At 43.4% G+C, this 24,812-nt stretch carries 19 protein-coding genes; 3 read left to right on the forward strand and 16 right to left on the reverse strand.

From position 1 onward, the window contains the following. Positions 1-12 precede the first annotated feature (12 nt). From BTR25_RS11410 to BTR25_RS11435, 6 genes are all read right to left on the reverse strand, one after another. On the reverse strand, positions 13-1,752 hold the full coding sequence (locus BTR25_RS11410; protein WP_075688187.1) for a hydantoinase B/oxoprolinase family protein: 1,740 nt from the start codon (positions 1,750-1,752) through the stop codon (positions 13-15). After that, positions 1,739-3,823, reverse strand: a complete 2,085-nt coding sequence (locus BTR25_RS11415; protein ID WP_075688188.1) for a hydantoinase/oxoprolinase family protein — start codon at positions 3,821-3,823, stop codon at positions 1,739-1,741. The genes BTR25_RS11410 and BTR25_RS11415 overlap by 14 nt, the downstream gene beginning before the upstream one ends. A gap of 27 nt (positions 3,824-3,850) precedes the next feature. Next, positions 3,851-5,050: an N-methyl-L-tryptophan oxidase gene (gene solA / locus BTR25_RS11420; RefSeq protein WP_254842684.1), complete on the reverse strand. Its 1,200-nt coding sequence runs from the start codon at positions 5,048-5,050 to the stop codon at positions 3,851-3,853. A gap of 22 nt (positions 5,051-5,072) precedes the next feature. Beyond that, positions 5,073-5,924 carry a MurR/RpiR family transcriptional regulator gene (locus BTR25_RS11425; protein WP_075688189.1) on the reverse strand — a complete coding sequence of 284 codons (852 nt, stop codon included), beginning with the start codon at positions 5,922-5,924 and terminating at the stop codon, positions 5,073-5,075. Between the two features lie 156 nt (positions 5,925-6,080). After that, a complete protein-coding gene (locus tag BTR25_RS11430; protein WP_075688190.1) occupies positions 6,081-7,184 on the reverse strand; it encodes a 5-methyltetrahydropteroyltriglutamate--homocysteine S-methyltransferase in 1,104 nt (367 codons plus the stop codon). Between the two features lie 107 nt (positions 7,185-7,291). Next, a complete protein-coding gene (locus BTR25_RS11435; RefSeq protein WP_075688191.1) occupies positions 7,292-8,203 on the reverse strand; it encodes a LysR family transcriptional regulator in 912 nt (303 codons plus the stop codon). A gap of 147 nt (positions 8,204-8,350) precedes the next feature. Between BTR25_RS11435 and BTR25_RS11440 the strand changes: the two genes are divergently transcribed. Together BTR25_RS11440 and BTR25_RS11445 are read left to right on the forward strand one after the other, a co-directional pair. Then, the gene (locus tag BTR25_RS11440; RefSeq protein WP_075688192.1) at positions 8,351-8,539 is read left to right on the forward strand and encodes a hypothetical protein; all 189 of its coding nucleotides are present in this window, start codon (positions 8,351-8,353) and stop codon (positions 8,537-8,539) included. Positions 8,540-8,642: 103 nt separating this feature from the next. Further along, complete coding sequence (locus BTR25_RS11445) at positions 8,643-9,128, forward strand: DUF2798 domain-containing protein (protein ID WP_075688193.1); 486 nt, start codon at positions 8,643-8,645, stop codon at positions 9,126-9,128. Between the two features lie 109 nt (positions 9,129-9,237). On the opposite strand, the gene BTR25_RS11450 is transcribed toward BTR25_RS11445, so the two are convergent. From BTR25_RS11450 to pruA, 7 genes are all read right to left on the reverse strand, one after another. Beyond that, positions 9,238-10,320, reverse strand: coding sequence for an NAD/NADP-dependent octopine/nopaline dehydrogenase family protein (locus BTR25_RS11450; RefSeq protein WP_083652336.1), 1,083 nt, complete (start codon positions 10,318-10,320; stop codon positions 9,238-9,240). A gap of 57 nt (positions 10,321-10,377) precedes the next feature. After that, positions 10,378-12,315 carry a TRAP transporter permease gene (locus tag BTR25_RS11455; RefSeq protein WP_075688194.1) on the reverse strand — a complete coding sequence of 646 codons (1,938 nt, stop codon included), beginning with the start codon at positions 12,313-12,315 and terminating at the stop codon, positions 10,378-10,380. A gap of 214 nt (positions 12,316-12,529) precedes the next feature. Further along, positions 12,530-13,546, reverse strand: a complete 1,017-nt coding sequence (locus BTR25_RS11460) for a TAXI family TRAP transporter solute-binding subunit (RefSeq protein WP_075688195.1) — start codon at positions 13,544-13,546, stop codon at positions 12,530-12,532. Positions 13,547-13,588: 42 nt separating this feature from the next. Further along, complete coding sequence (gene argH, locus BTR25_RS11465) at positions 13,589-15,061, reverse strand: argininosuccinate lyase (protein ID WP_075688196.1); 1,473 nt, start codon at positions 15,059-15,061, stop codon at positions 13,589-13,591. A 74-nt stretch (positions 15,062-15,135) separates the two neighbouring features. After that, positions 15,136-15,846, reverse strand: coding sequence for a GntR family transcriptional regulator (locus tag BTR25_RS11470; protein ID WP_075688197.1), 711 nt, complete (start codon positions 15,844-15,846; stop codon positions 15,136-15,138). Positions 15,847-16,644: 798 nt separating this feature from the next. Then, on the reverse strand, positions 16,645-17,559 hold the full coding sequence (locus tag BTR25_RS11475) for a proline dehydrogenase family protein (RefSeq protein ID WP_075688198.1): 915 nt from the start codon (positions 17,557-17,559) through the stop codon (positions 16,645-16,647). Between the two features lie 56 nt (positions 17,560-17,615). Beyond that, positions 17,616-19,160, reverse strand: coding sequence for an L-glutamate gamma-semialdehyde dehydrogenase (gene pruA / locus BTR25_RS11480; protein WP_075688199.1), 1,545 nt, complete (start codon positions 19,158-19,160; stop codon positions 17,616-17,618). A 165-nt stretch (positions 19,161-19,325) separates the two neighbouring features. On the opposite strand from pruA, the gene BTR25_RS11485 reads away from it, so the two are divergent. Then, complete coding sequence (locus BTR25_RS11485) at positions 19,326-20,873, forward strand: sigma-54 interaction domain-containing protein (protein WP_075688200.1); 1,548 nt, start codon at positions 19,326-19,328, stop codon at positions 20,871-20,873. A 67-nt stretch (positions 20,874-20,940) separates the two neighbouring features. On the opposite strand, the gene BTR25_RS11490 is transcribed toward BTR25_RS11485, so the two are convergent. The 3 genes from BTR25_RS11490 to BTR25_RS11500 form a co-directional block, all read right to left on the reverse strand. Next, entirely contained in the window at positions 20,941-21,468 is a 528-nt protein-coding gene (locus BTR25_RS11490) for a DUF2179 domain-containing protein (protein ID WP_075688201.1), read from the reverse strand. A 20-nt stretch (positions 21,469-21,488) separates the two neighbouring features. Then, positions 21,489-22,616, reverse strand: coding sequence for a M24 family metallopeptidase (locus BTR25_RS11495; RefSeq protein ID WP_217696967.1), 1,128 nt, complete (start codon positions 22,614-22,616; stop codon positions 21,489-21,491). 145 nt (positions 22,617-22,761) lie between these two features. Next, positions 22,762-24,810 carry a CocE/NonD family hydrolase gene (locus BTR25_RS11500; RefSeq protein ID WP_075688203.1) on the reverse strand — a complete coding sequence of 683 codons (2,049 nt, stop codon included), beginning with the start codon at positions 24,808-24,810 and terminating at the stop codon, positions 22,762-22,764. Positions 24,811-24,812 lie beyond the last annotated feature (2 nt).

The following is a 24,812-nucleotide window of genomic DNA, read 5'->3' on the forward strand; positions in this document are numbered from 1 at the left end:
ATCATCTCCTTGTTAAGAATATTGGGCAAGGCGTACACGACTGGTCTCCGCTTCATGAACCGCTATGCCCTCTTCTTCTAGGACCACGCCGTAATCCTCCTTTGCCTGTTGAAAATCTATGTGCCCTAATACAACATCCTTTAAGACGAATTGCGGATCGCGTTCGAATGGAGAACCATATCCGCCTCCACCAGCAGTCGCTAAACGAATCTTACTTCCTTTATCCGCCTTCATCGTAACCTTCGAAGAAAGAGCCATTTTTTCTCCTTCTGGGGTTACAAGCGTGCAAGAAGAGGTTTGTCCGCCTTTTCCATTAAATAATCCCCATGGCTGATGTTTCTGACGGTCGGACATCAAGGTAATCGTGAAATCATCGCCGAGCAGGGTCAACTCTCTTTCCATTCCTAATCCGCCGCGGAATTTTCCAGCACCGCCGCTACCATCAATCAGCCCATATTTATTTACAAAGAACGGAAAGGTCTGTTCCATCACCTCTACTGGTGTATTTAACGTGTTGGTCATATTGGTATGAACGCCATCCATCCCATCTAAATCAAGTAAACCTCCCTGACCGCCACCGTATGTTTCCACATAGGAAAAATAGCTCTCTTTCTCTGGGTCGAATCCTCCAATAGCAAAACCGTTCATCGTCCCCGAACAAGCAGCCATTGACCTTTCCGGTAATACTTGAACGAGAGCACCGAAGATCGTATCAGTGATTCGTTGAGATGTGTTGGAGTTCGCGTTGGAAACCGGCGCCGGAAAATTAGGGTTGACGATCGTTCCTTTTGGAGCATGGATTTTTATACTGCGGTACGTTCCTGCATTAGGCGGAACCTCTGAATCCAATATCGCTTTTAAGGCATAGTACACGCAGGCATTGGTGACACCGTGTGTCGAGTTGACGGGTCCTTGCGTTTGCTTGGCAGAGCCGGTGAAATCCACTTCAATGGTGTCCTCAGCAACTTTTACTAAAGCTTGAATCTCTAACTCATCTTCGGTTATTCCGTCTCCCTCGAGGATATCTTTAAATTGATAGCTTCCATTAGGTACCTTTGTGATGGCTGCCCTCATTCTTCGGTCTGAATAGTTCATGATCTCTTCCATACAGTCAAAAACAAAATCAACAGAGTGCTTTTCGATCAGATCAATTAAGCGAGTTTCCGCGACTTTATTGGCTGCCAGTTGTGCATAAATGTCTCCGAGTACTTCTTTTCCGGTTCGGACATTTTTTTCCAAAAGGCGGATCATTTCTTGATCCAATACACCCTCTCGTTGTATACGAACAGCTGGGATCCGCAATCCTTCATGGAAAATCTCCGTTGCTTTTACTGACATACTACCTGGAGAAAGTCCCCCCACATCAACATGGTGGGCGATATTTGCGGCAAGTCCTACAAGTTTCCCGTGTAAAAAGATCGGACTAATCATAAAAATATCAGGAAGATGAGAGCCGCTGATGTACGGGTCATTGATTAAAATCGCATCACCTTCTTTTAACAGATCTGGCGGAAAGAGCTTGAGAACCTCATGGACAACAGAAGGCATTAAGCCAAGGTGAAGAGGGACATGCTCAGCTTGCGCTACGAGATCGCCATTTTTCGTATAGATGGCAGTCGAACAGTCCATTCGGTCCTTGATGTTGGTTGATAGAGCAGTGCGAATGAGCGTAACACCCATTTCTTCTGCGATCGTATAAAAGGCATTTTTCATAACCTCGAGTGTGATGCCATCAATCTTACGAGAGAACATACTGTTCTTCCTCCTTTGCTTCCACATTGGACAAGTTAATAATCAGATTTCCGTCTAGGGTGGTGATCGCTGTTTGTTCCGGGTAGACAATGATCGTTGAATCAAGCTGTTCAATAATCGCCGGGCCCGAAATCACGGTCTCGGTATTAAGATCACTGCGCTGGTAGACAGGTGTTTCATAGAAGGACGTTTCAAAATAAACAGCCCGTTTGCCGATTGGTTTCAATTCAAGTGCCTTTGCCGCTTTTCTATGATCGTTTTTAACTTTTTTAATTTTTCCGATGCCGACTAAGCGGATATTGGCCATTTCAAGCTTCTCTCCTATGCGGTTAAAGCCGTATATATTCTTATGTGTATCATGGAAGGTAGCCATGGCTTCAGTTATGATTTGACCGGTCACGTACAAGCTGTTTAGTGGGATCGTAATTTCATATGCTTGGTGAAGGTAACGAAGGTCCAAGCTCGCTCGCAGCTCGGAGGCTTCTGTGGAAAACCCTTCTTCGGTTAAGTCTTTTCTCGCTTTGACGATTAAGTCATTGATCCTAACGTTTAAATGGTCATGTGTGATTTCCGATAAAGGAGCAGAAAAAGCTTTGACATAATCATGCTTAACATCTGCCATCAACATCCCTGTCGCACAGGTAATACCTGGGGTAGGGGGGATAATCACTTCCTTTGACCCGATTTCTCTTGCAATATCCACCGCGTGCAGCGGACCAGCTCCACCAAACGCCATTAACGAAAAATCACGAGGATCATGCCCTTTTTCCACTGAAATCACACGAATTCCTCTTACCATATTCGCGTTAATTACCTTTAAAATCCCTTCGGCCGCTTCTTCTACGGTAATGCCTAATGGGTCAGCTATCTTTTCTTTCACGACCTTTCTCGCTGACTCTACATCCATTTTCATTCTTCCGCCTAAAATCGAGTCCGGATTCAACCGGCCGAGTATCACGTTCGCATCACTTACGGTTGGCTCGGTTCCGCCTTTTCCGTAACAAACAGGACCAGGATCGGCACCAGCACTATGAGGGCCCACACGGAGGGCACCACCCGTATCAATCCAGGCAATACTGCCACCGCCAGAACCAATCGTATGCATATCAATCATCGGAACCTTGATTGGACGTCCTTCAACGTCACTGATGGTCGTATACTGTGGGATTCCCTTCTCAATCAACGCGGTGTCTAGACTTGTTCCTCCCATATCTATGGTAATAATATTTTTAAACTCCGTATTCTGGGCAACAAGACTACCGGCAAGCACACCGCCAGCAGGACCAGATAAAACGGTACGAATCGGCATATTCATCGCGGTTTCTGCACTGATAATTCCGCCGTTCGATTGCATAATATATAAGCTGCTTGGAATATCTAATTCGTTCAAAGCAGACTTTAAATGTCCAAGATAAAATTTCATTTTTGGCAGCACATAGGCATTCGCCACAACAGTACTAGTACGCTCATATTCTTTAATCTCTGGCAGCACTTCACAAGACAGTGTGATTGGAAGATCGGAAAGCGCTTCTGCTAAAATCTCCTTTACCTTCTGTTCATTCGCTGCATTGATGTACGAATGCATAAAGCAAATCGCGACAGACGTAATTTTGTTTGCTTTTAACTCCTCTGCCAGTTGTAAGACTTCCTTTCTATCGACTTCCCGAATGATGTTGCCGAGATAATCCATTCGTTCATCCAGTTCGAATCGAAGGTTTCTTGGCACTAATGGGTCCGATCTTCGTGCCCTAAAGTCATACAACTTCGGCCGTGTTTGCCGGCCAATTTGCAGTACATCCTTAAAGCCTTTAGTCGTAATTAATGCTGTCCTTGAACCCTTTCCCTCGAGCAGGGCATTTGTCGCCACCGTAGAACCATGAATAAAGAAGGAAATCTGTTCAAAGTCAATCCCCGTCTCCGTGACGATTTGCTTCACTGCGTTAATAACAGCCAGAGAAGGATTGGTTGGTGTGGATGGGACCTTTGTAATAAACATTTCTCCCGTCTGCTCATTCATTAACGATACATCGGTGAAGGTACCGCCTGTATCTACTCCAATTCGATAATTCATCTAGTAATTCCTCCTGTTTCTATCTATTTAGACCATCGCTGTAAAGCGTGTCGGGCTTAGCTGGTCAATCGTAAAGTTATGGGTCTCCTCTGATAACAGACTGGCCGCTAGCTTTCCAAGCGCTGGTGCCATCTTAAACCCATGGCCGGAAAAGCCACCAAACACGTAGGCATTGGCAAGGTCTGGTACATTACCGATAATCGAATGATCATCAGCGGTATATGCATCCATATAGGCGCTTGTCCGGGTTGGGTCTGGATACAGCCCGTTAAAGTATTTAGATATTAACGCGCGAGACTTTTCTATTTCTTGAAGTTCGACGGTTCGATTCAGATGGTCGACGTCGTTTACGATACTCATCGGAAGACTAACCCCTACTTTTACCATCGAATGATCGACGGTAGGGGCTCCGAAGAAGCGAGTTCCTTCTGTCGTTCTTGTAAAAACAGGGAAACGATCGCCTTGAAACTGCCGAATATCTTCTGCTGGAAACCACGTTAGAATGATTTTTTTTGCACTGATGAACGGTTGAAAGGAAGGAATTAATTTGGTTACCCAAGGTCCTGCGGTGATGAGTAATTTTTCTACGACATAGCTTTCTCCATTAGCCGTAACCTTGATCTTGGTGCCCCACTGTTCGATTCTTTCTACCGTACAATAGCTGCGGATTTCGGCTCCTAGCTGTTTGGCACGTGAGGCCGCGGCTACAACGGCTAATTCTGGACGAATAAACCCCGCCTCCTTATCCAAGATCATCATTTCATCCTTTAGCAAACGATGCTGCGGGTATTTTTTTTTAGCTTCTTCATAGTCTAATAGTTTACAGTCTAACTGATAGTCTTTAATCGACTTTTGGACGTTTAGAATGACATCATCATTGGGGTTCCCAATGGTCAATCCGCCTGTTAGCGTTAGCAAGGTTGTAGCAGTTTCTTCCTCCAATTGCCTCCATAGTTTTTTAGCTTCCTGAAGCAGTGGAACATATTGTGCACCTTCTTTGTAAGCTGTACGGAACAATCTCGATTCTCCTCCTGCGGCGGAACGATCATGGCCGATACCAAACTGCTCAAACCCGATTACCGACATTCCCTTACTGGCTAATTGCCAGGCCGCCATACTCCCCATCGTTCCAATGCCGATTATCCCAACAAGTTGTTTGTTAGATTTTTTAACAAAATATTGGTTGAGGGCATAAAAAAAGCTGTAGTTCTTCGTTATTTCTAACAAGAACTACAGCTTCTGGACCTGACTAAATCGAGATATTTTTGTCACGCAGCACACTTCCGATTTTTTCTAGATTATGTATCGATTCTTCAGATGTTTGCCTGCCCAATTCAATAATGATCGCTTCGGCAATTGCCAAGATTGGTATAATAGAAAAGCGATTTTTACTTGGTACCGCCTTAAGAACAGCATCCGCATAAGAAGATGCCGGACATGGCGACAAATCGGTAATCAGAACAATTCGATGCCCGAGTTCATGACATAATTTTACGGCTTCAATCGTTCGTTTCGTCATAATCGAAGATGCGAAAACCACCATGATATCCCCCTTCTCAAATTGAAGGATCCGGTCAAAGACAAATTCATTATCATAGCTTAATTGGTGGACCTTCGTGCTAAAACTAGTGAGCACCAAATCAAAATATAAAGCAGCGACCTTCGAAACGCGGACACCCAGTACATGAATTTTCTTTGCCTCGATTAACATCGAAACCGCTTTTGTAATATTGAGGATGTTCTCCTCATTGACCGTTCCATTTAGTGCTTTGGAAAGCTCCTGGAACGAATTCGGTAGGGCATGATCGTCAGCAACCCCTTCACTAAAGGCATTTTTTAAATATGACCATTTATCAACAGATGAAGCAAGCGCATATTCTTGCAAGCTTTTTTTAAAGTCCTGAAAGCTGTTATAACCCACCGATTGAACCAACCGAATGACCGTTGTCGTTCCCACCTGATTACGCCTTGCCAGCTCCGCAATCGTAAGCACATGCACTTCTCGGTAATTCTCAATAATGTCGTTACAAAGTATCTGTTGTTTCTTCGGCAATTGCGCACTTTTCTCAACCAACTTGTCAATTATCGATATATTTGCCACACAATCACCCCTAATGCCTCTATCAAAATATAACCTAAATTATACCCCTTAAAGATATAAAACTCCTAGAAGAAAGCGCAGGGACGGTTCTGCTTCCCTAAGGAAGCAGGAGAACCGTCCCCGCGTCACTACCGTCTAAAGTGTTCGTTCTAAAATCTATCCCCAAATCTCTTTTGAAAGATCTACAATATATTTTAGCTTCGCCCATTGTTCTTCCTCGGTTAAGATATTTCCGTGATGGGTAGAAGCAAAACCACATTGAGGACTGATACATAATTGGTCTAATGGCACATATTTTGCTGCCTCTTCTACACGCGCTTTAATATTTTCCTTATCTTCTAATTTCCCATGTTTTGATGTGAAAACACCTAGCACGACTAATGGGCCGTCATTTGGTATATGCTCCAGTGGTCCGAAATCACCGGAACGGTCATCATCATACTCTAAGAAAAATCCGTTTACTTTTTCTTTTGCAAATAAGGTTGGCGCAATTTTAGCGTAACTGCCTTCAAACGCCCATTTAGAACGGTAATTCCCACGGCAAAGGTGAGTGGTTACGACTAAATCCTCCGGTTTATCTTCTAATACTCCATTCACAACACGTAGAGCTAAGTCTATTAACTCTTCACGGGAATAACCACTATCATTAAATGGAATCTCCGGTGCATTCAGACCAGCAATGTACACATCATCCAGCTGCAGGTAGCGGCAGCCTGCATCATAAAAGGCTTTGAAGGCATCACGGTATGTTTGAATAATATCATTTGTAAATTCTTCAATGTCTGGATAAATTTCAAGGTTACGGATACCAGCATTAAATAATTGGTTTGGACTTGGGATGGTTAGTTTGGCAACAGCTCGGTCCCCAACTATTTCTTTAAATTCGATAAACTCTTTAATATGTGGGTGATCTGGGTTAAACGCAATTTTTCCGATCACTCGCACATCGTATCTTTCCGTTTCCTCCCCTTTGAACGCAAATCCATAATCTGGAACATAGCCCTCTATACCCGTTAAATGTTCGAGAAAATCTGTATGCCAAAATCTACGACGAAATTCTCCATCCGTAACAGCTTGTAGTCCGACTTCGATTTGCTTGTCTACGATGTTTTTAATTTCTTCTGTTTCAATGGTATGTAGTTCCTGTGCGTTGATGCTGCCTTGTTGAAAATCCTTTCTAGCCTGATGAATTCTTTCTGGGCGTAATAAACTTCCTACATGATCGGCTCTAAATGGAGCTTTTACTCGTGTTTGTGTCATCAATAATCTCCCACTTTCTGTTAAAAACTGTAAGGTTAGTGTAACATAGGAAAACCATTATAACGTAACACATTAAATCTATCCCTTGTTATAGTTTTAAACTATAACTAACGCAATTCTTCTTCAATCGATTCTTGTAAGTAGTGAATATAAATGGTGGCCAAAGTACTGTTTGTAACGTTTTTATGCGTAATATAACCAACATTGATCCGCTCTTCCACCTTCAAAGGAACAGCAATAATGTCTTTACTATTTAATTTATGACTAATGACACCGGTTGAAATGGTGTAGCCATTTAATCCAATAAGTAAGTTGAATAAAGTGGCCCGATCCGTTACCCGAATATTTTTCGGTCTAGAAAGAGTGCTAAGAATCTCTTCTGAAAAATAGAAGGAATTATAATCTCCCTGTTCAAAAGAAAGAAAGGGATAGTCATCCAAATCAGATAAAGTTACATAATCCTTTTCCGCAAGCGGGTTAGCTGAGCTAATAAAAACATGGGGTTTGGCCTCAAACAGCTCATGAAACTGTAGATTGCCCTCTCTTAAAAACTTGTGAATGACCTTTTTATTAAATTCATTAACATATAAAATACCAATTTCACTTCGCAGGTTTTTCACATCATCAATGATTTCATATGTCTTTGTTTCTCGTAAAGTGAACTCGTATTCTTCCCTGTCATATTCCTTTAACAGACGTACAAAGGCACTTACCGCAAATGCATAGTGCTGGGCCGAAACAGAGAAATGCTGCTGCAGCGATCGTGTATGGGTATAACGATTCTCGAGAAGTTCTGCCTGTTCCACTACCTGCCTTGCGTAACCTAAAAACTCTGATCCTTCAGGAGTAAGCAAAATTCCCTTATTGGTTCGCGAAAAAATCGTAATCCCTACCTCCTCCTCCAGCTCTTTTAGTGCGTTCGAAAGACTTGGCTGACTAATAAACAGCCTCTGTGCTGCTTTATTAATCGACCGACTTCTTGCTACCTCAATCACATACCTTAGTTGCTGTAACGTCATCAGCTTAACCCTCTCTGAACATAATTGAACCGTACCCTTGCTTTCAATAATACCATAACATACCACTTTTACTTGTATTTCTCCAAATACTATATTGTGGATTATTTTCTAAAGAATATGCTTTAGATAGAAGGTGAGTTGTAAAACATGATAATAGAGCGTTTGATTCTGGTAGCAATGTGGGCTTTCGGCATTATTAGCTTTATTCTGTTTATTACACGCAAAAAACTGCGCGAGGGTACTTTGGCAATTTTATTGTTTCAAGCATTTATTTGGCTTTACGATGAAGACAGAGGATTATTAATGAAATTCCAACGCTATTCTTTTTTCTCATAGAAAGATTTAGTGGATGTTCACAAAATTGTCACAAAATGTTCACTTATGTTGAATTTTTACTTTTGCTATACTAGCAAAGGTAAAAAAGGAAGGATGATAAAAATTGCCTACAACTAGGAAAGAAAGTTTACAATTTGGTTTAATGATGTGTTTCGGGATGGTATTCGTTATGACGTTTTATAACCTGATATTAAATGGAGCCATCGGTTCAATGAAACTTACCACAGTATTAGGGGAATTGATGATCGGATTTATTCTTGCACTTGGATTAGATATTATTATAGTCGGTCCTGTGGCAAAAAAGATCGTATTTACATTACCAATTGACAAATCTAAAAAATTTATTGTTATTTTAGCAATGTCAACATGTATGGTAGTAGGAATGGCTTTCTTTATGTCCTTTTTTGGTCTGGCTATATCCTATCTGCACAATGGTGTCCAAGGTGACTCTTTTCTAGTAAAATACTTAACTACTTTTGGAATGAACTTTATCGTAGCATTGCCAATGCAATTGCTTGTTATGGGGCCACTTGTTCGCCTACTGTTTATTAAGTTTGTTGTAAACAATAAAACTTCTGTAGCTATATAACAAACTCGCGATCATGATTGGTAGCACAGGTGGTAGCACAGGGACGGTTCTCCTGCTTCCTTCATGAGATGCAAAAGAAGCATGAGAACCGTCCCCATGCTTCCAAATCCTATTGATATGCTCGATTTCCTACCTTTAGATATTCAACAATTTCTTCTGGGGTCTTATCCGCTAACCCCAGGTCGGATAGTTCTAGCCCATTTGCTCGGAGGTTTTCTTTTCTGATAAGGGAGGCTAGGTCGATGAGTAGGTTGGCGGTTGGGGTTTTGACGCCTAGCTTTTCACCTAGTTTTACAATTGGATAGAGTCCGTATGGAATGTCCTCATAGATATAGCGATAATTTAAAGTCGTTGGAGCCTTACCAGTTTGATAGGCAGGATTTTTTTGTATTCCTTCATATAAAGTGGCTTCTTCTACATCATAGAACCTGTTAAGGAGTTCCAAACAAGTTGATAGATTAATACTTAAACTCTTTCCTATCTCCAATCGTTCCCTCTCTAATTCTTCCATTAAATTGACCACACCAGGAGTCGCTCCCTCTGGGTAAAAATAAAAGTCCCCTTCAGATTCAATACGACCAGTGTTTAATAAGAGGATCGGAACATGGAAAATAGGATTTACATTGTTTAAGGTTGTAGTCAGAACACTGTCAGTCGGAACGAGCTGCGGGTAGACGTCCTTAAGTTTCTCTTTGACAAGCTCCGCGTCACTTGCTGGAAGCGTAGCAAACTCTAAAGACTCTTTTACTTTTCTAACCCGAACATGGCCCGGCTCGATATACCGGCACGTATAGATCAGTGACTCAGTCTCAGCAACATACACATCTTTGTTCATCCCTAGTTCTGAGAAGATGTTTCTAAACTCAAGCGCTCCCCAATACCCTGGGAAAATCATAATCACTTGCCCATCTTTAAGAAATGGTGAAATAGAACGGGCTACATGCTTATGAGCCGTACCGGTTGTCGTGACCATAATCACCTCAGGCTCTCGCATGGCAAGCTCCAAATCAGTTGTCGCATGAACAGAAGCAAACCCTTCAAAAACACCCTCCGCTCTAATTCCCCCAAGATCTTTAATCTTATTAATCAACTCCGCTTGAATATCATACAAAACTACTTCCTGACCTAACAGCGTAAGATGAGCAGCCATACTCTGGCCGCCATTACCAGCACCAATAATCGTAAACTTCAAAATAACCCCTCCTATTCTAATTCGGCAAATTTGAGTGGTGACAGGCACCCCTACATTCTATATTTCCAACGCTGAGTCATTTTTTTTTGGTGATAAGACGGTTTGGCACAAGACTCCGACCCCAATGAGTCCAAGACCAATTATGTCGGATAGACCGCCAGGGACGATAAGGGTAATCGAAGCTGCGATGAGCACTAATCGAACCAAGACACCCGCACGTTTCCCAATGAACCACCCCTCTACACTAGCAGCTAGTGCGAACGAGCCAATCAATGCTGTTACCGTTGAACCAATGATCTCAACAATCGTCCCTTGTAAAAGGATAGCTGGGCCATATACGAATACAAATGGAATGATGAACGCAACAATACCAATTTTCATCGCTGTTAAGGCGACTAGCATCGGTTTTTCTTCCGCAATTCCGCCTGCTGCATAGGCTGCAAGAGCAACTGGTGGCGTGAACGCAGACAGACAAGCAAAGTAGAAAACAAACATATGAGCAGCTAACGGCGCTACCCCCATCTGAATCAAGGCAGGCGCTACCACGGCAGCAGTAATTAAATAAGCGGCCGTTGTTGGCAACCCCATCCCTAAGATAATCGTGGCACACATCGTCATAATTAACGCCAATGCCAAGTTATCTCCAGCAAAAGAAAGAATTAACGAGGCAAACTTCAAACCAGCTCCCGTTAAATTCAGCACCCCAATCACAAGACCGGCAGTGGCACAGGCTGCAATCATTCCCAATGCAGACTCTGCTCCGGATGCCAAACAGCGGATAATTTTCCTTATAGTCAACCGCGAATGCCTTTTAAAATATGAGACAATCAATGTAGAAGCAATCGCCCAAATAGCTGCCTTAATCGGACTTGTTTTCAATACCGTCATGGTAAAAATAAGCACTAGCAAGGGAATAAATAAGTGACCTTCATTCTTAATGACATTTTTCAGATTCGGAAGCTGGTCCTTCGGCAATCCTTTTAATCCTAACTTCGCTGCCTGAAAGTCAATGATGACGATGACCGTGAAAAAGTATAATAAAGCAGGCACAATCGAAGCTAAAACAATGTTCATGTAGGATGTCCCGAGCAGCTGTGCCATAATAAACGCGGCCGACCCTAAAATCGGAGGCATGATTTGACCGCCTGTGGAAGCCACAGCTTCAACTGCTCCCGCATAACGAGACGGATAACCGATTTTCTTCATTAGAGGGATCGTAAAAACCCCAGTAGAAACAACATTGGCTACAGAGTTGCCCGATACAGAACCAAACAGAGCACTTGAGAGAACGGCGGCCTTGGCCGGACCCCCTCTTTTCCCTCCAGCAGCACCAATAGCAAAGTTAATAAAGAACTTACTCCCTCCAGTTTCACTTAAAAACGCACCAAAAAGGATAAACAAAAAGACAAAGGTTGCCGAAGCACCAATTGGAACACTAAAGATTGCATCCATACTATTTAAGTAGCTTAAAATCCGCTCCCAACTGTATCCACGGTGACCAAGATCCCCTGGAAGATACGTACCGAAATGCGCATAAAGGATAAAAATTAACGCGAGAATAGGTAAAATCAGCCCTGTCGTTCTTCTAGTAATCTCTAATACCGTAGCGATGAGAATAATACTAACAAATAAGTCCATTGGCGTCGGCGCGACCCCGATGCGATAGACTAACTCATCCATCTCCAAAATCAGATAGGCTCCAGCATACACTATGAGTAGAATTAAGCTATAGTCAATAATGGAGGTGATTACCTTACCGTTTTGAGATAATGATTTTTTCATCGGGTAGAGCAATAAAACTAGAATAGCTCCCAATCCAAGATGGACGGTATACAAAATCCATGGTGTAATCGGATAAAAGCCTAATACGTAAATGTGGAATAACGACATAAACACAGCGATGCTAGTAAATACCTTCAGTTGAACTCCTTGAAGCGAACGCTTCGAGCCAGTACCTTCTTGAATCTCCACATCCGTTATATTTTTCTCAGTCATGCAATCCTCCCCGATCTTAGGCATTAATATCAAAAGTAACTTTAAAAACGTGTAAATAGGACACCTTGGAACCTGAAACCCGAGGAACCCGTATATCTCTCAACCACAACCCAAAACCGACCCCAACTTATATAAAAATAGAGACCTCTCTGGCAGCGGCTCCAAAACATATAGCGCCTGTCACAAGAAGCCCCCCATAATTCAAACGACTAATTTACTTTGCTTCAGGAGGAATAAGATTGTCCGGGATTTCTATGCCAATTTCTTTATAGTATTTAATGGCTCCTGGATGATAAGGAATCGTACTATATTTCGCATTTTCAGCGATCGCTTCTTTTGCACTTGGATCGACCGCTAATAGTGCTTCGTGCTGTTCAAACGTTGTTTTTACAAGATTATAGACTAAATCTTCTGATAAATCAGATGATGCAATCGCTATATTCCAGAACGATGGAACAAATAAATCTTCTTCCTGGTGCTTATACGTTCCTTTAGCAACAACTCCTTCAGACCAGTACGGATATTTCGCGATGACCTCTTTCATTTCCGCTTCGGTTAAACCGATATGCTGCACCCCATGAGTCGTTTCGAGATCAAGCATAAATGGCCCCGGTACACCTGTTACCGCAAATCCAGCATCAATCGTTCCATCACGCAAATTATCAACAGCCGTATTCGTCGGTAAAGCACTTACCCTGCTCGGCTTAATTCCTAATACCTCTAAAAGCCCGTTTCCAGCTTCAGCACTCGTACTGCCCGGTGCACCTGTACTTACATTCACCCCTGCAAAATCACCAATCCCCGTGATCCCGCTGTCCTTCAAACTGTACATATGCAGAAAACTTGCATACATCGGAAAAATCGAACGAATTTTATCAAACTTTTCCGTTGCCCAGCCTGTTCCATTATAGGCTTCACCACCAAGCCAAGCTGTCACAAATCCTAGGTCCATATCTCCACTTTGAATCAATTGAATATTCGAAGTCGGACCGCCGGTTACTTCAACCGCGACATCTGTACCAGGGAGATTTTTTCCGATAATATCAGCCCAGCCACCGCCCCAAACATAGTAGGTGCCACCTTGGCTAGAAGTACCTAATAGAAGTTTGTGATTCTCTTGCTTTTTCTCATCTTCCCCTTCTGATGTTGTACTGCTTCCCTCAGAGCACCCAGCGAGTACAAGAACAAACATCATCATCAATAAGAACAGCTTTGACATGGTTTTCTTCATTAAAATTTCCCCCTTGATATGTTTTCTTCAAACGACCCCTTCTCAGATAGTGACCCTTGTTAGAAGCTTTCTCTTCGTTTCAAGCATCACTTGTTGTTCTTTTAACCATCCACGGTCCAAATCCAATCTTTCTTTTATTCTAGTTAACTGTTTCTTCACCTCAGACGGTGCTGGCCCGCCGCTGGCATTCTTCGATTCCACATTTTGAATAGGATCCAATGCATTCTGAATACCAGCTTTCGTTAAAATAATCTCCTTTCCAATTACAGTTAAAGAGATCCTTTTAATCATCTCAGCATCGATTTGGGTAACGGAAATCTTCTTATCTAGCATTTCACCTACTAAATGGCCAACAATTTGGTGGGCCTCTTTAAACGAGATATGCGCCTCCCGAACAATTGTATTGGCCAGTTCTGTAACGGTTGAGAAATTCTCTAACGCCCGTAAAAACATTTTTTCTTCATTAAACTTTAATGTTTTTACCGTAGCAATCATTAAATGTAGACTTGAGGTTACTTCGGAGAAAGAATCCCATAGATACTTAAAACTTTCGGTTAAATCACGGCTATGACCATAGGGTGTATTCTTTAAAATACTGGTCGCCGAAACCACCGCGCCGATTAAATGCCCTGATTTCGCTTTAATATGTTCTAGTGTAATAGGATTTTTCTTTTGCGGCATAATGCTGCTGCAGGCTGCAACAGAATCATCCACCTCGGCAAGTCCAAACTCGTCCGTTGACCATATGTACAAGTCATGGCTGAAACGGCTTAAGTTATTCATTAAAATATTCATGGTAGACAGAGCCTCTAGCAGGTAATCTCTAGATGCGACTCCATCAATAGAATTGTCGATAGCATGATGAAAGCCGAGCAGATTGGATGTTTCTTCGCGGTCGATTTGAAAAGATGTTGATGCCATAGCACCGGCACCCAAAGGAGAAATGTTGATCTGGTTGTAGGTATGTTCAAATCTTTTATGATCACGTTCAAGCGAAAATAGGATGGCGGAAAGATAGTGTGCCAGCGTAACCGGTTCTGCCGGTTGCATATGCGTATAGCCAGACATCACCACATATAGAGACTTTTCCGCTAGGGTAAGCAGGACCTCGCGAAGCTCCGTTAACAATTGATTGACACTTAAGAGCTGGTCACGGCTGTTCATTCGAGCAACAGTGGCGAATAAATCGTTTCGGCTTCTGGCCGTATGCAGCTGACCGCCAACCTCCACCCCAACTAATTTAATCAAGGCAGCTTCGATATTAAAATATAACTCTTCTAATTTTGGATCTAATTCTAATGCTGAGGCCCCTTTTTCGTTAATTTCCTCTAAGGCGTCGGCAATTTTTTGCCCGACTTCACGGCTGACAATCCCCTTGGAAATTAACATTAATAGGTGACCCTTGTTCACATCCATCATGTTCGTAAAAGACCTACTCCGCTCAGCCTCTAATGCGGGCATAAGCAGATATTCCATTACTTCAGCTGAAGGTGCCACCTTTAAACGTTCTCTCATCCTGCCATCATCACTCCTTTGTAGATAGTTTGTGCTAGTTACTAGTATTAAAATCTACCTAGATCACATTAAATTTAATCTGAACTAAATAGGATTTTACAGCGGTCGCCTCGGAACACGCTTATGTTTAGAACAGTAGGCGTTCCTTGAGGTGTCATCCAAAGCTTTGTAATTTTCAAGGCCGGCTGGCTTTGGTCCACTTCCAGCACATCCGCCTCATATAAATCTAGCAGAACTGGTTCAATATAATTTTTATAGCGAGTAAGCTGGATGTTATATTGACTGATGATTAAATCAAATAACCTACCCTCAAGGTTGTGTTCAAGTAAGCCTGGAGCGTACTTAACAGGGATATAGGAAGTTTCAATCGCAGCAGGTTCCTCATTGAAAAAACGCAAACGGATAATTTCATAGACCTTCTCACCACTATTGAGCTGAAGTGGCTTTAACTTAAGAGAATCCCCATCAATCACCTTCATACTAATCGGAGTGTGCTTCGTTCCGAGCTCATCCGGGTATGTTAAATTGATAAAGTTTCCTTCAAACTTAGGCATGGCAACAAAGGTGCCAACCCCCTTCTTCCTTGTTAAAATTCCTTCCTTCACCAGATCCAAAATAGCCTGGCGAATCGTAGACCGGCTCACCTTAAAGCTGTTCGCCATATCCAGCTCATTTGGAATCTTATCCCCGCTCTTCCATTCCCCGCTATCAATGTTTTCTCTAATTAACTCTTTAATCTGGTAATAAAGCGGAATGCCGCTTTCATCATTAATCAAAGCTTTCATATCAATTCCCCATTTTATATTTTTATTTTTCCTATAAATGACAATTTGTTCGAATGTGCGGATGTTCGAATGTTCGTATGTCTGTACATATGATTATAAAACACAGCCCATCCCAAAATCAACACAAATTTTCAGACTATTTTAAATTTTACTGTCAATTTATCAAACAAGCACAGGGACGGTTCTCCTGTAACTAAACCTTGGGAATTAATAGAGGAAATTAGGGTTATTAATCCTTGAGTATGTGCCTGAGGGTTCGCCCAATTCAGATTTAATTAGGATCGGGACCGAAAAGCCCCAATTAATAATTCGAGGGTATGAAACACCATACGGTAGGGAATTACTTTCAATCGTTCCCTAGGTCATGAATGAGAATATAGAAAATGCTAATAACCCTGATTCTGCAGTAAAAAAGTTCAAGGTTGGAGCTACTACAAAAAGAAAACTTTTAAAGAGAGCCATATCATAAAAGCATTGAACTGTATAAAATATTCAGGCTTGGTTGAGAGTTAAATTTAACACCAATATTAAGTTGCCAGGCATCATAGCTAATTAAACTTTTATTCATAAAATCGGCTATTCTTTCAATTAAGTTAATTGAAAGAATAGCCGAAGTCGATGCCAAAATCAGCTTTCGTTTAACTTAAAAACAAGGGCTGGTTTTACTGCTTTACTAGTAAAACCGCCCCTTGTTTTCCTTCTACTAATTCAAATCAGGTAATATTGTTTAGTTGAACGATTTTCTAGTTTCATAATGGAAATATATTTAAATCGATACTTTTTTAAGTAGAGCCCTTTTTATTTTGAGATGAATCCTTTTAATGCCCAAGCTATGTTTTGGGGTCTTTCTGCGAGACGGCGCATAAAGTAACCGAACCAGTCATTCCCGAATGGGACGTAAACACGAACTTTGTATCCTTCCTTTACCAGGATTTCTTGAAGTTCGTTACGGAATCCATAAAGCATTTGAAACTCAAATTGGCTTGTTGGGATATTTCCCCCCTCCACGTACTCTTTTACCTTGTCAATCAAGTTATGATCGTGGCTGGCAATCGCGGTATAGCTTCCACTTAACAAATGGGATTGGATCAGTTTTAAATAATTTTCATTAATTTGCGGCTTTTCTTGAATCGCAACCTCAACTGGTTCTTTATAAGCCCCTTTCACAAGACGGAGCGGAATTCCTTCCAAATTCTTCATATCCTGCTCCGAACGATAGAGATACGCTTGAATGACCGTACCAACATTATCATATTCCTTACGAAGCTCTCTTAAAATATCAAGCGTTACTTGAGTACGGGTGGAATCTTCCATATCGATTCGAACAAAATTATTGTATTGCTTTGCGGCTGAAACAATCTTTTTCATATTGTTCAAGCAAAAATCATAATCAATATCTAAGCCCAATTGCGTCATTTTGACGGAAAGGTTGCAGTCCACTTTCTCCTTATGAATCGCATGCAGCGTGCGAACGCAGTAATCCGTTGATTCACGGGCTTCTTCTCTGCTCGAAACAAATTCGCCAAGATGGTCTAAAGTGGCAGCCAAGCCCTCTTTATTAAGCGTTTTCACCACAGCGATCGCTGTTTCAATTGTCTCTCCCGCAACCACTTGGGAAGCCCCAAACTTTAACCCCCACCTCCGAGCCGCTTTATTCAACGGTTTACTTTGAGAAACTGCTAGGAAAAAGTTTTTTGATATTGCCTCAATCATGATTTATTCCTCCATTAATAGGAACTCCCAGGAAGGGAGTCCCAGCCAATTTAAAGTTAGAACATTTCAGATGTTGTTTTTGCCTGCATGTGAAGGCCAAGATAATCAGGGCCGCCGGCTTTTGAATCAGTACCGGACATATTGAATCCGCCAAAGGGCTGGTAACCAACGATGGCGCCCGTACAAGTTCTATTAAAATATAAGTTTCCAACATGGAATTCTTTTCTTGCCCGCTCAATATGGGCACGGTTGTTCGAAATAAGCGCTCCTGTTAAACCATAATCCGTATTGTTCGCAATTTCCATCATATGGTCAAAGTCGCGTGCCTTACAGAAAGCGACGACCGGCCCAAAAATCTCTTCCTGCATCAGGCAGGCTTTTTCATCCACGTCCGCCACAATGGTCGGCTCGATAAAGTAACCTTTTGTATCATCACCATTCCCGCCAGCGGCGATCCTTCCTTCTTCTTTTCCAACCGCAATATAGCTCATAATTTTATCGAAAGAGGCCTTGTCGATTACAGGTCCCATATAGGTGTTAACATCTTCCGGGTTTCCCATGGTTAATGTCTTCGTTAACGCCACTGCTTTTTCCAGCACTTCATCATACACATCCAGATGAACGACCGCCCGGGATCCGGCAGAGCACTTCTGGCCTGAGAATCCGAATGCCGAGTATACAATCGAGGTAGCAGCAAGGTCTAAGTCTGCATCTTTGTCGACCACAACGGTATCCTTACCACCCATCTCGGCAATAACGCGCTTCAACCAGATTTGCCCTGGATGAACCTTTGCCGCACGCTCATAAATACGGCAGCCCACTTCACGTGACCCTGTAAAGGAAACGAAACGAGTTTTTGGGTGATCGACAAGATAATCTCCTATTTCCGCACCGCTTCCAGGAACGAAATTAAGAACGCCGGCAGGAAGCCCTGCCTCTTCCATTAATTCCACAAACTTCGCCGCCACCACCGGAGTATTATTCGCAGGCTTTAGGAGTACGGTGTTTCCCGTTACAATTGCTGCTACGGTTGTCCCAGCCATAATGGCAAGCGGGAAATTAAATGGAGCAATAATAACGCCGACTCCAAGTGGAATATAGTGGAACTGATTCCATTCCCCTTCACGGCTTTGTACCGATACACCATCCGCAAGCTTGACCATTTGCCGGGCATAGAACTCAAGAAAATCAATTGCTTCCGCTGTATCAGCATCGGCTTCCTTCCATGGCTTACCAGCCTCTTTTACCAAGTAAGCAGAAAATTCATGCTTGCGGCGGCGCATTATCGCGGCGGCACGGAACAGGACACTCGCCCGCTTATCAGGTTCAACATGCTTCCAAGATTCAAATGCAGTTAATGCCGCTTGCATCGCTTTTTCAGCTAAATCCTTGCTTGCCTTGGAAACAACCCCTACTACTTCTACCTTGTTTGCAGGATTAAAAGAAGTGATTTTAGAATCCGTTGTGACTTTTTCATCGCCAATCGTTAATGGATATTCCTTTCCAAGCTGTGAATTCACAAGATCTAATGCGCTACTAAACGCATTTTTATTTTCCTCGATTGAAAAATCAGTAAAAGGTTCATGTTTATAAGGGTACATCGTATTCCTCCTCAATTATCGTTACCAATATAGTTGCAATTTCCGTGCCAATATAAAAAGCTGATTTTAACGCTATAATGTGTACAATCCCCTTACAAATGTGTAAACTATGTGTAAAGAGTTAAACACTTTTGTAAACCATTAAACAGTTGAAAAGGTGATTGTATGTTAAAAGCTAACACTCTGCTTCTTTCCATCTCCCTTCCCTTTGAAGACGGAAATCAGATAGGAAAAAATTATTCTGTCGACACTATGCTGTCCGATGTAGAGGCGTTAGAGGATATTCTGTTGGTGGATGAGAATGGTAAACCCGCTGGTTTTGTTCCGGTTACCACGTTAATAAAAGTTATTTTTCAAGAATGGAAAAATCTCTCTACTGTTCATCAAACCCTGCTGCGGGCTGTTGATGATGCAATTACCATTGTGGACAGTAACGGTAATGTGGTGGCCTGGAATCCGACAGCAGAAAGCATGTACGAAACCGCCGCAGACAACATTATGGGAGCCCAGATTACAGACTTTTTCAAAAAGGAATCAGTTGTCTTAATGTCCACTTTAATGGAGGGAAAAGGGGTCACTCGTCAATATAATCAGCCGAAACAAGATGTCCATGTGTTAATCAATACACTGCCCGTCCTCAAAGACGGAACGGTCATCGGCGGAATCTCCGTTGAACGCGAGATTACAGAGATTGTAAAGCTAAATGATGAACTAACCACCACCACCGCCTATATTCAAGATTTGGAAAGTAAAATGGAGGTCCATGATATCGATGACCCTTTTCATAAAATTAAAGGTCGAAGCCAAGCACTAAATTCTTCGGTGGCTTTGGCGAAAAAAGTTGCCCAAACCGATGCCACTGTCATGATTACAGGAGAAAGTGGAGTAGGGAAGGAACTGTATGCCCAGGCGATTCATAAAGCGAGTGATCGGGGCGACGGACCTTTTGTTGACCTGAACTGCGGTGCAATTCCGGCCGCCCTGTTTGAAAGCGAATTATTCGGTTATGAAAAAGGAGCGTTCACAGGGGCAGTGAAAGAAGGAAGGCTTGGAAAAATTGCGGCCGCAAAGGGCGGTACGTTATTTTTAGATGAAATTGGCGAACTCCCGCTTGAGCTTCAAGTGAAAATGCTCCGGGTATTACAGGAAAAACAATACTATCGCGTCGGCGGTACATCCCCCATACCTGTTGATGTCAGAATTATTGCCGCTACCAACCGCGATTTAGAGAAAATGGTGGAGGAGGGGCGTTTCAGAGAGGACCTATATTACCGCCTGAACGTCGTTTCGATTTCGATTCCTCCCCTCCGCGACCGAATCGAAGACCTGCCCGAACTGGTTCAATTGTTTTTACAAGAATTCTCCCTTAAATACAAAAAGCCGGTGCCAGCCATCGACCCCGAAGTGATGGTTGCCTTCATGCACTTCCCATGGAATGGTAATATCCGCCAGCTAAAAAACACAATTGAGCGAATGATGATTTTGGCAGATGACAATCAAATCACCTCCTTGCTGCTCCCAGCTGGATTGTTTAAAAACATTCAGGCACCGCAGATGACTATTTTTCAAGAAACAATAGGCGGGAATGAGCGCTCGAAAGTAGTTCAGGCCATGCAAAAAACCTACGGAAACAAATCCGCAGCCGCAAAACTTCTGGGCATGTCGCGCGTAACCTTATACAACAAACTAAAAAAATATCAAATAGAAAAGTGATCGCCTGACATAGCGATCACTTTTCTACTGTCCATATGGGGTGGACACTGTCCATGAGCAGTGCCTGTCACCCAACGTGCATTTTGTTTACTCGCCTCAGCAAAAACCCGCCATTAAAGTGGGTCGGTTCATATGAAATCATGAAGGCTCCCGGGGAGGCCGACATGATAAAGTTTTTCAGTTTTTGCTCCTGTTTTCTTTTCGCCAGCACTTTCATGACAATTCGTTTTCCGTCCTTCCCGTCGGCGATCCAGGAGGTGACGCCATAGCCTTGTTCACGGATTTTTTCAGGCAGGTGAATAACCAAAGGATCGACAATTACCTCCATCACGACATACCCTAGAGCCAAATACGATTCTATCTTACTGCCTACAAACACACCCAGTCCCCAGCCAAAGCAGTAAGCGGCAATGTTCAACGGCTTATCGAGATTATCCAGCACAATGGTTAAGCCCATCAAATAGACAAAAACCTCCGCCGTGGATAAAAGCGAAGCCAACACCCGGAACCCTTTAATAACAATCATAACTCGTAGGGTAAACAAGGAAACATATAAAATATTAATGAATATAATCACCAGAATAATAGAAGACATCGCCTTCACCTCAGCAAGAATTAAAAAATTAAATACTCTATTTCCCTAGGATATTGGGTAATCGAGTAACTGCCGCTTTTCGTTAATATCACGGTATCCGAATGCCGGTATCCTCCTAACCCAGGCACATAGATCCCAGGCTCAATCGTATATACCATCCCCTCTTCTAAAACGAGGTAATTATCAAAGCGAAGGTAGGGCTCTTCGTGCTCCGATAATCCTAAACCATGGCCGACGCGGTGATTCACGAACTCGCTCAAGCCAGCTTTTTTAAAAACTTCATAGGATGCAAGATCCACTTCCCTCGCCGTGATTCCCGGCCGGATCATCTCCATCCCGACCCGTTGCGCCTCAATCGCTAGTTTAAGCAAATCCTTTTGTTTTTCAGAGGGCTTTCCGACAAAAAAAGTCCGCTCGTTCTCTGCCCGATAGCCGTTAAACCAAACCTGGCGGCTGTGCACGACAGGGTCGCCGTCTGCAAATTTCCTCGTACAGGAATAGAGATGCGGCATCGCGCTCCGGTTGACACCCGAACAAGTCCAGTTCTCATAGCCAATCTGCTCTTCCGGATAATCCCTTGATGCAATTTCCAGCAGGGTCTTGTCGCCATAGGTATCAAACTCCAGCTCACTGATGCCGGCCCGTGCATATTTAAGAGATTCCTCTATCGCATAGTCTGATAGCTTACCTGCGATTTTGAGCTGTTCAATTTCGGACTTATCTTTGATTGAACGCATGTGTATAACCTTTTGTCCGACATCCACCAGCTCGAAGCCAAATTCCTTTAAATAAAGATATACGTTTGCAGGGAGAACCCCTAATTCAACGCCAACCTTCGTTCCAGAAGGGTATTTTTTCAGTAAAGGTGTTAAATGGTCGCGATACGATGTTTCAAGATGACCTTTATCGATTTGTTCATAATAGACATATAGGTGATCCGCAATTGCCTTTTCCCCGGCATGAAGTTCCTCTAGTCCCGGAACAATCAAATCAATAAGCTCCTCGCTGATTAGCGTCACAATCGGACGGGAATAGGATATCGCCCGAAACCCGCTGAGGTAATATTGATTATCCGGCTCCCAAATTACGCTGAGCCTCACTTGTTTCTCATTCATAAACTTCCTAAAGATTTCTAGCCTTTTAGTCATGCTCACGAAAGAACTCTCCTTTATAAAAATTTTAGATTGGTAGCGTATAAGAAAACCCCTTGGCGGCATCATTTGCCAACACAAGGGGTAAATCAGCTAGATTTAGGCTGTTTCCAAATTATGAAGCTACCTATCGTAAAAATAACTAAACTAAATCGCGCGGGATCTCCGATTTCCACGTTTTACTGAAAACCTGTTCCTCGCCTTCAAACGCAATGAGCTCATTAGTGATAAAAAACTGCTCGGCATCAGCTGTCATCGTACTGACACTTTCAAGACGTGTCTGCCACTCGCCGCGGCCGACATGTAACGACCACTCACAACGGACAGCAGCAGATAATGGATCACCGTCTTTAATCGAATAAACATTGCGATTAACACTGCCATATTCAATTCCATTGCTTGGAAGACGGCGGGCTCCTTCATCAGAAAAGTCCTCCAGTATCCATGTTCCTTCAATCAGGTCGTGATGAACCTTACGGGTTCGGCTTTCTGTCCGTAAAATCTCACGTTCCAGAACCGCAGCCGTCTCCGGTACATCAAAGTATGGCAATTTGTTATCCAAAGCCCGGTGCGGCCTTACCGGCAGCGTAAGACGGGTGTTCTCCCCCGCGAAAACCTGTAACGTCACCGGCTCCGGTGATGGCCAGGCGTGCGGCCAGTACGTTGGCGATAAAGCAACCTGCCAGCGATGCCCAGCAGGTAAAACATGACCAACCGCATTCAAACGAACCGTCACAGTATAACGCTTCCCTGGAACTAAAGGAGTCGGATGCTCATGGCTATCACGATGAGTCAGATTGAGCATCCCCCAGCTGACAAGCGTGGAGGCCCCATCAGGAGAAACGTCGCATAATCTGACGGCAAGTAAAGCCCTCTGCCGGTCTGAAGCCAACTCAACGGTTACTTCTGGAAAACCAAGAATTTCCTGAGGGGCTGCTAATGGTTCAGATGTAAAGCAAACCGATAGTCCATTCTCAAGACGCTGGTCTGACGCTAAATCGCCGGCCTGCCCAAACGGACACCAAACCCCGGCATATAGCCCATGAGTCTGCACACTCGGTATTGAAATCCGTTGACCTGCTGCAGGTGCATCTGCCAACAACCCGCCATCAAGCCAAAAATCCACCGCCTCCACATTCGGTGACGGCCATTCCGTTTCAGCCACCCAGCGGCCGGGGCGCTCAGCGTAATCTACCTGAGGCAGCACACTTTCCTGCATCCATGCCCTGAGCATCGGCTCCTCCATGATCCCAGTATCGACACCTTTCAACCAATGATCCCACCAGCGCAAACATTCCTGAAGGAAGCCGATGGCCGGTCCCGGAACAGCAACCTCCGGATATTCGTGAGCCCAAGGACCAATCAAGCCCTTGCGCGGACCCGAAAGCCCCTCCAGCAGTCGTAAAATTGAATTGGTATAGCCATCCGTCCAGCCGCCAACGGCAAAGACAGGGATATTAATATCCGTATAATTTTCACAAACAGAGCCATGTTTCCAAAAAGCGTCACGACGCTGATGCTTCACCCACTCCTCTACGTATGGCGGAGTTTTTTCAAGCCGCTCAAGCCAGGTAGAACGCCATTCATCTCCGACAATCCGCGGGTCCGCCGGCCGACCGCTATACACCAGCATCGTCGAGGCCCACCATAGCATGTCTGAAGCTAAAAGACAGCCTCCCATATAATGAACATCGTCGGCATAACGGTCGTCCGTTGAACAAAGGGTAATGATTGCTTTCAAGGCAGGATGCCTTCTTGCTGCAACTTGCAATCCATTAAAGCCTCCCCACGACTTGCCAATCATGCCGACCGCCCCTGTCGACCAAGGCTGCGACTCAATCCAGCTCAAAACATCGAGCGCATCCTCCTGCTCCTGTGGCAGATATTCATCATAAAGAATTCCATCAGAATCACCAGACCCGCGCATATCGACGCGGATACTGGCATATCCATGCCCGGCAAAATACGGATGACGGATAGAATCCCGTAATGCCGTAAAGTCATTTTTACGATATGGAATATATTCAAGAATCACCGGTACAGGATGCTGCTCCGCATCCTCCGGGATCCAAATCCTGGCCGCGAGACGAGTTCCATCAGACATCGGAATCCAAACATGCTCGACTTCGCGAACCTTACGTGGAAACTCTTTTTTAATCGATAGATTATTGTCACGAACATTAAAAACCATTG

It is taken from the genome of Bacillus sp. MRMR6 (assembly GCF_001940785.1).
Classification (GTDB): domain Bacteria; phylum Bacillota; class Bacilli; order Bacillales; family Cytobacillaceae; genus Neobacillus.